Source organism: Serinicoccus chungangensis, assembly GCF_006337125.1.
GTDB lineage: Bacteria > Actinomycetota > Actinomycetes > Actinomycetales > Dermatophilaceae > Ornithinicoccus > Ornithinicoccus chungangensis.
Genome location: NZ_CP040887.1, coordinates 886927 through 900678 on the forward strand (window position 1 = coordinate 886927; position 13752 = coordinate 900678).

Sequence of the window (13752 nt, forward strand, 5' to 3'; positions counted from 1 at the left end):
TCAGGCCTCCTTCGTGCCCGCACCGCGGCGCGGACGGGTGGTGCGCTTCTCGATGTCCTTGTCGCCGGTCTGCTCGGGGGTGAGCGCCAGCACCCGCTGGACGTAGATGCCGGGGAGGTGGACGTCGTCGGGGTCGATCTGGCCCGGCTCGACCAGCTCCTCCACCTCCGCCACGGCGACCTGGGCGGACATGGCGCACAGCGGGTTGAAGTTGCGCGCGGACTTGTTGAACACGAGGTTGCCGTGCCGGTCACCCCGTGCGGCCCGGACCAGGGCGAAGTCGGCGAAGATCGCGTGCTCCAGCACGTGGTCACGGGTGTGCCCGCGCACCTCGAACCCGCGCGTCTCCTTGGCGGGGGACTGCAGGACCACCGCGCCCTCGCTGTCGTAGCGCCAGGGCATACCGCCCTCGGACACCTGCGAGCCGACCCCGGTGGGGGTGAAGAAGGCGGGGATGCCGGCTCCGCCGGCGCGCAGCTTCTCCGCGAGGGTGCCCTGGGGGGTCAGCTCGACCTCGAGCTCCCCGGAGAGGTACTGCCGGGCGAACTCCTTGTTCTCGCCGACGTAGGACGCGACGACCCGCCGGATGCGCCCGTGCGAGAGGAGCAGCCCCAGGCCGGCGCCGTCGACGCCGCAGTTGTTGGAGACGACCTCCAGGTCGGTGGTGCCCTGCTCGAGCGCCTGGTGGATGAGCACGGTGGGGATGCCGGAGAGCCCGAAACCGCCCACCGCGACGGTCATCCCGTCGGTGAGACCCTCGAGCGCCTGCGCGGCGGAGTCGACGACCTTGTCCATGCCCGCGAGGCTACCGGTCGGTCGGTGGCCCGCCGTCGCCGGTCCCCGGGGCGGAACGGTGGTCGACGCCCTCGGTGGACCAGCGCGGGTCGTCGTCCGCGGCGGACCCGCCGTGGACCAGCACGGCGGAGGCCCGCCGGTCCAGGAGCTGCAGCACCTGGCGGACGAAGTGGCCGGGGTCGCCGGTGGTGACCAGCGTGCGGGCGCCCTCCGGCAGGTCCGGCAGCCCGGTCAGCAGCTTGGCGTAGGTCACCCGCTCCCCGGCGCTGACCAGCGCCGTGTCCCCCTCCTCCGCCTCGTCCCAGGGGGTGAAGTCGTCGGCGTAGCTCGCGAGCTCGGCCGCCTCGTCCATCACCCCCGAGCGCAGCTCGCCGTCGAAGCGTCGGGCGAGCGCGGGCAGCGTCACCGCGACGACCTCGTCGCAGTCGTCGGCCACGAGACCGTCGGGCCGCGCGGTGACGAGCACGTCGGCCCCCTCGTGGGCGTCCACGGTCAGGGTCGCCCCCACCGACCACACGGCCAGGGCCCAGTAGGCCAGCCGCCAGTGCGGGGCGGGCAGGTCCACCAGCACCACCGAGCCCGGCTGCACGTCCAGACCCTCCTGGAGCGCGTTCGCGGCCTTGGCCACCCACGTGCCGAGCACCTTGCGGGAGATCTCGATCCGCTCCCCGGCACCCTCGGGACGGTCGTCGTAGTAGGTGAGAGCCGGGCGGGTGGCGTCGGCGGCGACGGCTCGCGCGAGGATCTCGTGAGGAAGCTGCACGGCGCCCACGCTAGCCGGTGCCCTTGCGTCCGGGGCAACCCGCGAGGCAGGGTTGCGGGTCGTGGACACGGTCCGGCACCGCGCATGGCGCCCGCTCACCCCCCTGGACGTGGGGGCGACCTGGGGCACCCTGCGGCGTGGTGCGGGCGACCCGTCCTGGCAGGTCGGCGGGGGCGCCCTGTGGCGGGGGGTGCTGAGCCCGCAGGGCCCGGCCACCCTGCGCCTGCCGCGGCGACCGACGGACGCACCGGTGGCGGCGCGGGCGTGGGGACCCGGGGCCGAGTGGGTCCTCGAGCACCTGCCCTGCATGCTGGGCGAGGAGGACGAGCCGGACGGCTTCGAGCCCGTCCACGAGCCGGTGGTGCAGGCGCTGCGCCTGCATCCTGGCTGGCGGGTGCCGCGCACCGGTCTGGTCCTGGAGTCGCTCGTGCCCGCGGTGGTCGAGCAGAAGGTCACCGGGCAGGAGGCGTTCTCGGGGTGGCGCCGGATGGTGCAGCGCTTCGGCGAGCCGGCCCCGGGCCCGGGCGCTGGTCTCGGACTGCGGGTGCCGCCCTCGGCCGCCACCCTCCTCGCCGTCCCCTCCTGGGAGTGGCTGCGCGCCGGGGTGAGCCCGCAACGGGCCGACACGGTCCTGCGGGTGGTGCGCGTCGCCGCCCGGCTCGAGGAGTGCGCCAGCCTGTCGCACGCGGCGGCCCGTGCCCGGCTCACCGCCATCCCCGGCGTCGGGGTCTGGACCGCCGCGGAGACGGCGCACCGCGCCCTGGGCGACCCGGACGCCGTGTCCTTCGGCGACTACCACGTGGCCGCCAACATCGGCTGGGCGCTGACCGGTCGGCCCGTCGACGACCGCGGCCTGGTGGAGCTGCTGCGGCCCTACGCGGGCCACCGCTACCGCGTGCAGCGCCTGCTCGAGCTGTCGGGGGCGCTGCGTCCGCGCCGGGGGCCGCGGATGGCCCCGCGCACCCACCTGCCGATCACGCGTCGCCCGCCCCGCTGACGACGTCGACCCGCACCCGGAGGTCCTCGCCGGCCAGGGCCACCTCCAGCCGGGCGGCGACCCGTCCCGCCAGCACCGGGTCCGGTGCCCGCACGACGAGCCCGTCGTCCACGGACCCGACCACGCGGGCGGCGTCGTGCCCCCGGAGCGCGAGCGCGGTCGCGCGCCCGGCCCTCCGCTCCGGCGACTCGGGCCCGACCCCCGGCAGGCCGACCTCGTGGGCGGCGGTGCTCCCCGGAGGCGCACCCAGCGCCGCCCGGACCGCCTCCCGGTGGCCCAGTGCGAACCAGTCCCCGGGTCCCGTCCGGACCAGGGGCCGGGCCCCGTCACCGGGGCCGTCGAGGACCAGCGCGTCCAGCCCCCGGACGAGGGCCGCCCCGATGCCGCTGGCCTTGCCCTTGACGAGGTCCGCCGCGGCGGCGAGCTCGTCCCCGACCGCGCGGCTGGTCACCGAGAGCGTCCGCCCGTCGGCGTCGGGTGCCCCCCGCAGGTCCTCCAGCACCACCATCCCGCAGGCGCCGAGGGCCAGGTCCGTCTGGCCCTCCCGCCAGGGCCGGCCGGCCGTGTCGGTGAGGAGCAGCCCGAAGCGCGCGTCCTCGCCACCCAGGAGCGCCCGCACGGCCCGGTGCAGGTCCGCCGCGGCACGGTCCGGGTCGCGGGGGAGCACGAGCACCACGTCGCCCGCCCCGGTGTTGCTGGCGTCGACCCCCGCCGCAGCGAGCACCGGCCCGGCGGCCGACTCCACGACCTGGGTCAGACCGGAGGGGGTCAGGCGCTCGGCCACCACCCGCACGGTGTGCTCGCGCACCAGGTCGAGCCGGTCCGCCGGCGCCTCGTGGCGCAGCCCGAGCGCCTTGGAGACGAGCTTGCTGGACACGACCACCACGTCACCGTCCTGCACCCCGCCCCAGCGCCCGGCGGCGGCGACCAGCGCGCCGGCGAGGTCGAGGCCCTCGGTCACCTCCGGGATCCCGGTCAGGGGCAGCACCTGCAGGGCCTCGGGCCCCGCCACGTCAGACCCGCCCCGCGGTCGCGCCGCGCAGCTCGCGACCCAGCTCCAGGGCCGCCCCGGCGAGCCGGGCCGCCCCCTGCTGGTCCCGCATGAGCAGGTCGAGGGACCGGACGCGCAGCCCGGCGGGGTAGCTGACGGTGCCGGGGTCGTCGGCGGTGTCGACGAGCCATCCGTCGAGGAAGTCGGCGTAGAGGCCGGCGACACCGGACGCGCTGACCTCCACGCCCAGGGGACGCAGGCAGGCGTCGGCATGTCCGCGGACCGGACGCCCACCGAGCAGCGGGCTGACGCCGACCACGGGGGCCCGCGTCCCGCGCAGCGCCTCCCGGACACCGGGGACGCCCAGGATGATCCCGATCGAGACGACCGGGTTGCTCGGGGGCAGGAGGACGAGGTCGGCCGACCGGATCGCGTCGAGGACCTGAGGCGCGGCGGAGGCCTGCGCCAGGCCGGCCACCGTGAACCGGTGGGCCGGGAGGGCCGCCTGGTGGCGCACCCACCACTCCTGGAAGTGCAGGGCCCGCTCGCCGCCGTCCTCGTCGTCGACGACCACGTGCGTCTCGATGGGGGTGTCCGTCGCCGGGAGGAGGCGCACCCCCTGCTCCGGCAGGCCCCACCGGGTGGCCAGCCGCTCGGTGACCTGGCTGAGGGTGAGGCCCTGCGCCAGCCATCGCGTCCGGGCCAGGTGGGTCGCCAGGTCACGATCGCCCAGGGTGAACCACTCCGGGCCGACACCCAGCTCGGCGAGCTCGCGCGCGACCGCGGTCGTCTCCCCTGCCCGGCCCCACCCCTGGTCCTCGTCGACCGCGCCGCCCAGGGTGTAGAGCAGGGTGTCCAGGTCGGGGCACACCCGCAGTCCCACCAGCGTGATGTCGTCGCCGGTGTTGCCGACGACGGTGACCGCCGCACGCCCGTCGGGGCCGTCGGGAGGGAGCGCGTCGAGGAGGCCGCGGGTGAAGCGGGCGCCGCCGACGCCGCCGGCCAGAACGGTGATCTGCATGCCGATATTGTCGCCTCGCCGTGGCGTCTAGCAGATCCGGGGTTGACTCCAGCGGATGACACGCGTGTAATTCAGGTGTTGCGATCTTGCGCCGGAGCACCTTCGGCCGCGGGGGAGTGGCCGGCGGCAGGTGTGTAGGCGAGAGGTCGAGGAGGAGCCATGCACGAGCTGGAACTCATGTCGATGATGCACGGGATCGACGAGACGGAGGAGATGTCCTGGCAGGAGCGGGCGCTGTGCGCGCAGACCGATCCTGAGGCGTTCTTCCCGGAGAAGGGCGGGTCCACCCGCGAGGCGAAGAAGGTGTGCGTCGGGTGCGAGGTCCGGGCCGAGTGCCTGGAGTACGCCCTGTCCAACGACGAGCGTTTCGGCATCTGGGGCGGGCTGTCCGAGCGGGAGCGGCGCAAGCTGAAGAAGCGCGCGGTCTGAGCGCTCGTCCTGCGCCGGTCGGCGGGACCGACCCGGAGGCCACGGACCCAGCCATGTCCCCGACACCTGCCCTGCGCCCGCCCGGCACGCGCTCGTCCCGCGCGGCGGTGGAGGACGTGCGGGTGGTCCTGCTGGCCGACGAGGCGTCCCCCGCCGACCTCGACGAGGAGGGGGACGAGGACCGGTACGCCCGGACGTTGCAGGCCCTCGCCCACCAGGTGCGGGCGCCGCAGGAGGTGCTCCTCGTGCACCCGGATCCCGAGGGGCAGCGGGCCGCCGAGCTGCGGGGGCTGGCCGGCGATCTCGGGCTCGGGCTGACACCCCTCGAGCCCGGTGGGACCGACCGACCCGCCCAGGTGGAGGCCGCCCTGGGTCGGCTGCCCTCCGGCCCGGGGCGCTGGCTCTGGTTCCTGACCCCCGGCGCGGTGCCGGAGCCGGGTGCGCTGGCGGCCCTGCTGGGGGCGGCGCGCCGCAGCAGCCGGGTCGGCGTGGTCGGCCCCAAGCTGGTCCGGACCGACCAGCCACGGCTGCTGCGCTCGATGGGTCACCACCTCACCCCCGCCGGCCGCGTCGTGGACCCGACCGTGCGGGCGCTGGTGGACCAGGGCCAGCTGGACCTCCGGCAGGACGTCCTCGGGGTGCCCTTGAGCGGCTCGATGGTGCACCGGGACCTGCTGGAGCGGATCGGTGGTCTGGACCGTGCCTTCGGTGCCGACGGGGTCGACGGCCTCGACGTCGGGTGGCGCGCGCACCTGGCCGGCCACCGGGTGGTCGTCGCCCCCGACGCCGTGGTCCGTCTGGACGACGGCGGTCTCGGGGTCGAGGACCCCCTGCGCACCCGCGTCCGCACCCGGCAGCTCGCCCTGGCCCGCGGCCCGGCGTGGGCGGCGCCCGGGCGGGCGCTCGGGGTGCTGCTCACGAGCCTGGCGGCGGCCCTGCTGCTCCTGCTCGTCAAACGACCCTCCGAGGCCGCCGGGGAGTGGGCCGACGTCCGGGCCGTGCTGGCGCCCGCCCGGGGCTGGGGGGCCAGACTGCGGTTCCGCCGGGCGAGGACCGTGGCCCCCCGGGACCTGGCCGGCCTGCACGAGCCCCGCGACGCCGGGTGGGGAGCGACCCTGGAGACGGTGGGGGAGGCCCTGGACCCCCGCTCGCGCCGGGCCCGGGCGGCCGGGCGCCGGCGTGCCACCACCGGGGCCACCGAGAGCGGCCCGGTCTCCGAGGAGTTCGACGAGCTCGCGGTGAGGGCCGTCCCGCGCGGTGGTGGAGCTGGCCGCTGGTCGCGGCCTGCACCCTCACCCTGCTGCTCACCGCGTGGTGGGTGCGCGGGCTGTGGGCCGGCCTCGACCCGGCCGGGACCGGCTGGGCCGGCGGGGAGCTCGGGCCCGGTCTCGGCGACGGTGCGGCGCTGTGGTCCTCCGCGGTCGACGGGTGGCGTGGGGGTGGTCTGGGGCACGACGACCCGCCCCAGACCTGGGTGTTGCCGCTCGCCGCCCTCGCCGCCGTCACGGGTCTGCTGCCAGGAGCCGGACGGGACACCGCCGGCCCCGCCCTGGCCTGGGTCCTCGTGCTCGCCCCGCTGCTCAGCGTCGTCACGGCATACCTCGCGCTGCGACGGGGGACCTCCCGGCGCTGGCCGCGCGCGGCCCTCGCCCTCGGCTGGGGCGTGGCCGCCCCGCTGGCCGCGGCCACCGGCGAGGGGCGGGTCGGTCCGGCAGTCGTGCATGTGCTGGCGCCCCTGCTCGTCGCCGGGCTGCTCGTCGTCGCGCACCGGGGGCGTGGCACGAGGCGGGCGGCCGCCGCCTTCGCCACCGCCCTGGGCCTGGCGGTGGCCTCGACCTGGGTGCCCTCCCTCCTGGTCGTCGGCACCGCCGCCGGCGCGCTCGTCCTCGTGCTCGGCCGCGGCGCGGCCCGCTGGCGCGGGGCCGTCGTGCTCGTCCTGCCGTGGCTGCTCGTGCTGCCCTGGTGGGGCACCCTGGCCGCGCACCCCGTCCGGCTGCTGGGCGGTGCGGGTGCCACCACCGCCACGGTCGGGCTCCCGTCACCCTCCGTGCTCTGGCAGCTCCTCCTGCTGCAGCCGGGCGACCTCGGACCGCAGGGCCTGCCGCTCTGGCTCGCCGCGACCTGGTGGGTCGCGGCGCTGGGCGGGCTGCTCCTGCCCGGCCGGGACGGGCGCCGCGTCGCCGTGCTGCTCCTCGGTGCGCTGGCCGCCGTCGGCGCGGCCCAGCTGGCCGCCCGGACCGCACTGGGGGTCCTCTCGGAGGGACACCCCGAGGAGGGCCTGCTGGTCACCGCGTGGACGGGTCCGTCGCTGTCCCTGGCCGGTGCCGCGCTGCTGCTGGCCACCGCCACCACCGTGCACCACCTGCTGCGCCGAGGCGGTCCCGCCCGGTGGACCCGCCCGGCGGCGCTGGCCGCGGTCGTGGTCCTCGCCGCTCCCCTCGCGGCGGCGCTGTCGACGCCGTGGACCGCCGACCGGCCGGCCCTGCAGGTGGCCGGGCAGCCCCTGCCGGCCGTCGCCGTCGAGGAGGCGCACGGCCCGGGTGCCCTGCGGACCCTCGTGCTCCGCCCCGACGGCGCCGGGCTCGTGGTCGACCTGCGGGGCGCCGAGCCGGAGACGGGCCGACTGCAGCGCGACCGGACGGTCGAGCTCACCACGCCCACCCCGCGACCTCAGCAGCAGGTGGTCGAGGGGGTCGTGGAGTCCCTCGTCGGCGCGGCGCCCGCCGACGAGGCGCAGGCCGAGCTGCTCGACCTCGGGGTGGGGTACGTCCTGCTGGAGTCCGACGACAGCCATCCTGCGGTCGCCCAGCTGGACCGGATCTCCGGGCTCGGCCGGGTGTCCAGCCCGACCGGCTCGGTCCTGTGGCGCATGGTCGACGGTGATCCCGGGCGCACCCGGGTCGTGGACGAGGCGGGGGTGAGCGTGAGCACCCTGCCCGCCGACGGCCCGCACGGGTCCTCCTCGGGACGGGTGGACGTGCCGGCCGACGGTTCCCTGGCGGTCGCCGAACCCCCCGGGTGGGCGCAGGTGGCGGAGGTCCGCGTCGACGGCCGGCCGGTCGCGGTCGAGGACCCCGGCCGGGTCCCGCTCCCGCAGGGGCAGCACCTCGTGGAGGTCGAGCTCGAGCGACCGGGCCTGATGAGGCTGGTCCTGGCGCTGGTGCTCGCCGCCGTGACCGCCTTCCTCGCGCTGCCCGTGGGCCGGACCGAGGACGAGCAGGAGGAGGCCGCATGAGCGGTGACGGCGGGCCCGGGAGGGCCGTGTGGCTGCGGCCGGCCCTGGCTGCCGGGGCCGTGGCCGCCCTCGCCTGGACCAGCACGGTGCCGGGAGGCTGGGGCGCCGGCCAGGACGGGGGAGCCCGCCAGGACCAGGGGGGCGGGCAGACGTCCGCGCCACCTGCCGCCGCCGACCCCTCCACCGAGGAGGGGGAGCAGGCGCTGGTCGAGCAGGCCGCCCTCGCCTGCGCGGGTCGTGAGGGCCTGGCGGGCCGGGCGCTCGCCGTCACCGCGCCGGAGGAGCTGCTGGCGACGGACGGAGCCGGCGAGGGGAGCCTGCGGGTCCTCGGTCCGCGGGAGCCGGCCGCCGACCCCGTGCCGCTGGCGGAGGACGCCGCCGGGGTGCGGCTCGAGGCGGGGGACTCGGCGCTGGCCCTCGCCACGGGCAGCGACGCCGCCGGCCTGGTGGCGGGGCAGGTCCTCGTCGGGACGGGGACGGACGCGTCGCCGCGCGGGGCCGCGCTCTCCGGGTGCGTGGCGCCCGCCGAGGACCAGTGGCTGCTGGCCGGGGGAGCCGAGCCGGGACGCACCGAGAGCCTCGTCCTGACCAACCCGGGGGCCGACCCGGTGCGGGTCGACGTGGAGCTGCGGGGAGAGGGCGGACCGGTCCAGGTCACCGGCGGCGCCGGTCTCGTGGTGCCCGCGGGCGGCCGGCTGGTGCGACCGGTCGACGCCCTGGCGGAGGGCGTCGATGCCCCGGCCCTCAGGGTGCGGACCGAGGGCGGCCCGGTCGCCGCCCAACTGGTCGAGACCTTCCGGGACGGGACCACCGAGCTCGGGACGACCGTCACCTCCCCGGCCGCCGCGCCCGCCCGCGACCTGGTGGTGCCACCCGTCCCGTCGGGGGGCGACCGGACGGACCTCGTCCTGCGGGTGCTCGCGCCGGAGGGGCCGGCCGTGGTCGAGCTGCGCTCGCTGACGCCGACGGGTCCCGCGACACCGGACCCGGCCGCCGTGCGGGTGGCCGCCGGGTCGACGGTGGACGTCCCGCTGGAGGGGCTGGAGGAGGACGCCACCGGGCTGCGGCTGCGTGCGGACGCCCCGGTCACCGCCTCCCTCCAGGTCCGGGTCGTCCCCTCCGGGGACGAGCCGCTGGAGGACCCGGAGGAGGTGGACGGTGCCGGCACGGACGAGGCGGCGGCCACCACGCAGGCGCCCGGGACGGGCTCCGAGGTGGTGCGTCCCGCCGGCGACCTCACCTGGCTGCCCGCGACGACCCTCGCCGTGCAGCCGGTCGGCATCGCCGTCCCCGACCTCGCCGACGTCGCCGGGGCCCGGCTGGAGCTCTCGCTCGCCGCGCTGGACGCCTCGACCGCCGAGGTCCTCCTGCGCGACCGCGAGGGAGGCACGACGTCCAGGAGCGTGGACCTGGACAACGACACGAGCGCCCTGCTCGAGGTCCCTGACGGGACCACGGCCGTCTGGGTGCGACCCGCGGAGGCGGGGACGCCGGGGCTCGCCGCGGCGCTGCACCTCACCGGCGAGGACGACCTCGGTCCCTACCGCGCCGCCACGACCCTGCGCCCCGTGCCGTGGACCCGTGAGGTCACGAGGATCACCAGCGTCGTGCCCTGACGGCGCCGTGCCCTGAGGGTGTCGTGCCCTGACGGCGCCGGGCCCCGACGGCGCCCGGTGCTCTCAGACCAGGTCGTCGGGATCCCTGCCCAGCATGCGGGCCACCTGCTCGACCACGACCTCGGTGACGAGCGAGGCCAGCTCGCCCTCGTCGACCGCCCGGTGCTCGACCGGACGGCGGTAGACGACCAGGCGGGCCGGCACGCCCCGCTCGGCGGGGAACAGCCGGCCGAGCGCCACCCCGTGCTCCCAAGGCGCGGGGTCCGACGGCGGGACCTCCTCGACGGCGAGCTCCACCCCCAGGGGCGCGTCGAGGCGCCGCTCGAGCGTCTCGGCCGCCTCGAGGACGAGCTCGTCGAAGCGGTCCCGGCGCGTCCGCATGGCCGGGACCCGTGGGCGCGCCAGGGGACCCCGCATCCCGTGCCCTCGCCGGTCCCGGTGCCTGCTCATGCTCGTGACCCTAGGCCACCGGGCAGCAGTCCCGCCCGCCACGGGGTGGCAGCGCAGGTTGGTGGGTGCGGGCGCCTAGAGTGTCGGGCGTGACCCTCACTCGCCAGTGCTCGAAGACGGCGTGCGTCCGCCCCGCCACGTCGACGCTCACCTACGTCTACGCGGAGCAGACCGCCGTGCTGGGGCCCTTGGCGACCTACGCCGAGCCGCACAGCTACGACCTGTGCGAGCAGCACGCCACCCGTCTGACCGCCCCCCGGGGGTGGGACGTCGTCCGCCTGGAGCTGCCCGAGGGCGAGCCCCGGCCTCCGGTCGACGACCTCGCCGCGCTGGCGGACGCGGTGCGGGAGCACCGGGGCACGATCGTGCGGGTCGACCAGGACGTCGCCGAGCGCGAGGGGGCGACCGTCACCGAGATCGCCCGCCGAGGCCACCTGCGGGTGCTGCGCGACCGCTGACCGGGGTCGGTGGAGGGAGCAGGGCATGCGCGTCGCCGACGTCATCACGGCCTACGACATCCGGGGCCGCGTCCCAGGACCCCTGACGCCGGAGGTCGCCCGGGCCCTGGGCTCGGCCTTCGCGCAGGTGGTCGTCCTGCCGGAGGGGCACCGCGAGATGGTCCTCGGGAAGGACATGCGGGAGTCCTCGTCCGAGCTCGCCGGCGCCGTCCTCGAGGGCGCACGGTCCCAGGGGGTGGACGTCACGGACCTCGGGCTGTGCTCCACCGACGCCCTCTACTACGCCAGCGGGTCCCGGGGCCTGCCCGGTGCCATGGTCACCGCCAGCCACAACCCGGCGGGCTACAACGGCATCAAGCTGTGCCGCGCCGGCGCGCGCCCCGTGGGCCAGGAGTCCGGCCTGGGGGAGATCCGGGACCTCGCCCAGTGGCTGCTCGACCGCGGTGCCCTGCACGCGCTGGCGGCCGGCCCACCGGGAGCGGTCCGGCACGCCGATGTCCTGCCGGACTACGCCGGCCACCTGCACTCGCTGGTGGACCTCGACGGGATCCGGCCGCTGCGCCTGGTCGTGGACGCCGGCAACGCCATGGCCGGGCTCACGGTGCCGGCCGTGCTCGGGATCGAGGGCCTGCCTCTCGCCGTCGAGCCGCTCTACTTCGAGCTCGACGGCACCTTCCCCCACCACGACGCCAACCCGCTCGACCCGGCCAACCTGCGCGACCTGCAGGACGCCGTCGTCCGGTCCGGTGCGGACCTCGGGCTGGCCTTCGACGGCGACGCCGACCGGGTGGTCCTCGTGGACGAGCGTGGGACCCCGGTCCCGGCCGGTGCGGTGGCCGCCCTCATCGCGACCCGCGAGATCGCCCGCGACGTCTCCGGGGGGAGGAGCCCCGGGGACATCACGGTGGTCCACGGCTCGGTCGTCTCCCGGGCGGTGGAGGAGGCCGTCGCCGGGCTGGGTGCGCGGCTGGTGCGCTCCCCGGTCGGCCACTCCTTCGTCAAGCAGCGCATGGCGGCCCACGGTGCCGTCTTCGGCGCCGAGCACTCGGCGCACTACTACTTCCGCGACTTCTGGTACGCCGACAGCGGGCTGCTCGCCGCGCTGCACGTCCTGGGCGCGCTGGGGCGGCACGAGGGCACGCTGTCCTCCCTGCTCTCCCCCCTCGACCGCTACGCCGCCTCGGGCGAGATCAACAGCGCGGTGCACGACGTCGCCGCCGCCACGGGCCGGGTCCGCGACTGGGCGCTCGCCCACGGGGCCCGGGAGCTGGAGGGTGACGGGCTGCTCGTGAGCAGCGACGACGACCCCTTCTGGTGGGTTTCCCTGCGCGCGAGCAACACCGAGTCGCTGCTGCGGCTCAACGTCGAGGCGCAGGACGGTGAGACGATGGTCCGCGTCCGGGACGCCGTCCTGGCGCTCGTGAGACAGGAGGCCTGAGATGGCGCGACCGGAGTACGACCCGTGGGTGCGCAGCATCCTGCGCTGCCCGGTGGGGCGGCACGAGCTCCTCGACCGCACCGACGAGCACGGCGCCCCCGTGCTGGAGTGCGCCGAGGACTGCGACGGGCCCGGCCGACGCCGCCGCTACCCCTGGCGTGACGGCATCCCCGTCCTGCTCGTCGACGACGCCGACGTCGTCACCGTCACCGTCACCGTCACCGACTGAGGCTGCGGAGGTCACGTGCCCTACATCGACGAAGCGCTGCTCGACGACCCGGACGAGCTGGCGCGCAAGGACTCCAGGGAGACCCTGCGGGCCCTCGCGAGCGCCGGAGCCCAGGTGCGGGAGGCGATGACGCTGACCGACGAGGCCGGGATCGACCGGCTGGCCCGCAGCGAGCGGCCGCGGTCGGTCCTCGTGGCCGCCATCGGCGGCTCCTCGATCGTCGCGGAGGTCCTCGAGCTGCTCGCCGAGCCGGGCTCGCCGGTGCCCGTCCAGGCGCGGCGCAACCTGCCGCTCCCGGGCTGGGTCGGCCCGATGGACCTCGTGGTCGCCGTGTCGCTCTCCGGCCGCGCACCCGGGCCGTTGGCGGTGGCCGCCGAGGCGGCCCGCCGTGGCGCGATGCTGCTCACGGTCGGGGCCGACGACTCACCCCTCGCGGAGGTGTGCCGCCGTGCCCGCGGGGTGCACGTCGGGGTGGGCAGCGGAGGGCGCACCAGCTCCCGCACCGCCCTGTGGACCCTGCTGACCCCGGTCCTCATCGGGGCCGACCGCCTCGGCCTGCTGGAGGCCTCCCCGGACATGGTCGTCGGGGTCGCCGACCGGCTCGACACGCGCGCCGAGGAGTTCCGCCCCTCCTCCGACGCCTTCGTCAACCCCGCCAAGGTGCTCGCCGTGCAGCTGGCCGAGACCGTGCCGGTCGTCCTGGGGGACGGGCCGCTGGGCGGCGTGGCGGCAGCCCGCGCCGCCTCGATGCTGGCCCGCACGGCGCGCATCCCGGCGACCTTCGGCGAGCTGCCGGACGCGGCCAGCGGCATCGTCGCCTGCTTCGACGGCCCCTACACCGCCATCGGCGGGCGGCGGCCGGGCACCTACGACGACGCCCGCATCCGGCTGGGCGACATCGACACCTCGCGCTGGGAGCCGCACCACTTCTCCGAGCCGGAGGGCGAGCTCATGGAGCGGCCGACGGGCCCCGGTGGCGGTGCCCCTCGGGACGACCTCTTCGCCGACCCCTACCTCGACGGACCGGCCCCGCCGCGGCTGGGTCTGCTCATGCTGCGGGACGCGCCGGCGGAGCCGCCGACGCGGGAGTCCGCGCAGGCGGAGGCGCTGACCGACGCGGTGCTCACCACCGCGCGCGAGGCGGGCGTGCGGGTCATGGAGGTGCAGGCCGAGAGCGGCCCGCCGATCGTCCGGCTCGCCGACCACGTGGCCGCCGTCGACTACGCCGCGACCTACCTCGCGATCGGGCTCGGCCTGGACCCCTCGGTCTCCCCGCACGTCGCCGACCTGCGGGACCGGACCCGGTGAGCGGGCCGGAGCCGGTCACCGA

General features: G+C 77.0%; 13 protein-coding genes and 1 pseudogene. 9 read left to right on the forward strand and 5 right to left on the reverse strand.

The genetic code is table 11. The features are described from left to right. Both FHD63_RS04065 and FHD63_RS15900 read right to left on the reverse strand, forming a co-directional pair. The gene (locus FHD63_RS04065; protein ID WP_139720338.1) at positions 1–795 is read right to left on the reverse strand and encodes a CoA transferase subunit A; all 795 of its coding nucleotides are present in this window, start codon (positions 793–795) and stop codon (positions 1–3) included. A 10-nt stretch (positions 796–805) separates the two neighbouring features. After that, complete coding sequence (locus FHD63_RS15900; RefSeq protein ID WP_158296700.1) at positions 806–1558, reverse strand: TIGR03089 family protein; 753 nt, start codon at positions 1556–1558, stop codon at positions 806–808. Positions 1559–1619: 61 nt separating this feature from the next. Between FHD63_RS15900 and FHD63_RS15905 the strand changes: the two genes are divergently transcribed. Beyond that, positions 1620–2555, forward strand: a complete 936-nt coding sequence (locus FHD63_RS15905) for a DNA-3-methyladenine glycosylase family protein (RefSeq protein ID WP_158296701.1) — start codon at positions 1620–1622, stop codon at positions 2553–2555. On the opposite strand, the gene FHD63_RS04080 is transcribed toward FHD63_RS15905, so the two are convergent. Together FHD63_RS04080 and cofD are read right to left on the reverse strand one after the other, a co-directional pair. Then, positions 2533–3567, reverse strand: coding sequence for a coenzyme F420-0:L-glutamate ligase (locus tag FHD63_RS04080; protein WP_238705757.1), 1035 nt, complete (start codon positions 3565–3567; stop codon positions 2533–2535). The genes FHD63_RS15905 and FHD63_RS04080 overlap by 23 nt on opposite strands. A 1-nt stretch (position 3568) precedes the next feature. Beyond that, positions 3569–4567, reverse strand: coding sequence for a 2-phospho-L-lactate transferase (cofD, locus tag FHD63_RS04085; RefSeq protein ID WP_139720344.1), 999 nt, complete (start codon positions 4565–4567; stop codon positions 3569–3571). Between the two features lie 159 nt (positions 4568–4726). Here cofD and FHD63_RS04090 point away from each other — a divergent pair, with 159 nt between their 5' ends. The 4 genes and pseudogenes from FHD63_RS04090 (at position 4727) to FHD63_RS04105 (ending at position 9847) form a co-directional block, all read left to right on the forward strand. Beyond that, positions 4727–4996 carry a WhiB family transcriptional regulator gene (locus FHD63_RS04090; RefSeq protein ID WP_058891690.1) on the forward strand — a complete coding sequence of 90 codons (270 nt, stop codon included), beginning with the start codon at positions 4727–4729 and terminating at the stop codon, positions 4994–4996. A gap of 53 nt (positions 4997–5049) precedes the next feature. Next, positions 5050–5781 (forward strand): annotated as a pseudogene (locus FHD63_RS17010) (glycosyltransferase family 2 protein); the annotation flags it as partial. Positions 5782–6314: 533 nt separating this feature from the next. Further along, a complete protein-coding gene (locus tag FHD63_RS16460) occupies positions 6315–8231 on the forward strand; it encodes a hypothetical protein (protein WP_139720346.1) in 1917 nt (638 codons plus the stop codon). Next, complete coding sequence (locus FHD63_RS04105) at positions 8228–9847, forward strand: DUF5719 family protein (protein WP_139720347.1); 1620 nt, start codon at positions 8228–8230, stop codon at positions 9845–9847. The genes FHD63_RS16460 and FHD63_RS04105 overlap by 4 nt, the downstream gene beginning before the upstream one ends. A gap of 63 nt (positions 9848–9910) precedes the next feature. Here the strand turns inward: FHD63_RS04105 and FHD63_RS04110 are convergent, their stop codons facing one another. Beyond that, entirely contained in the window at positions 9911–10297 is a 387-nt protein-coding gene (locus tag FHD63_RS04110; RefSeq protein ID WP_139720349.1) for a metallopeptidase family protein, read from the reverse strand. An 89-nt stretch (positions 10298–10386) separates the two neighbouring features. On the opposite strand from FHD63_RS04110, the gene FHD63_RS04115 reads away from it, so the two are divergent. From FHD63_RS04115 to FHD63_RS04130, 4 genes are read left to right on the forward strand one after another with little or no spacing between them, the layout of a single operon-like run. Then, entirely contained in the window at positions 10387–10755 is a 369-nt protein-coding gene (locus FHD63_RS04115) for a DUF3499 domain-containing protein (protein ID WP_139720350.1), read from the forward strand. 25 nt (positions 10756–10780) lie between these two features. Continuing rightward, positions 10781–12193, forward strand: coding sequence for a phosphohexomutase domain-containing protein (locus FHD63_RS04120; protein WP_139720352.1), 1413 nt, complete (start codon positions 10781–10783; stop codon positions 12191–12193). A 1-nt stretch (position 12194) separates the two neighbouring features. Then, entirely contained in the window at positions 12195–12422 is a 228-nt protein-coding gene (locus FHD63_RS04125) for a Trm112 family protein (RefSeq protein ID WP_139720354.1), read from the forward strand. Positions 12423–12437: 15 nt separating this feature from the next. After that, positions 12438–13730, forward strand: coding sequence for an SIS domain-containing protein (locus tag FHD63_RS04130; RefSeq protein ID WP_139720356.1), 1293 nt, complete (start codon positions 12438–12440; stop codon positions 13728–13730). Positions 13731–13752: the final 22 nt, after the last annotated feature.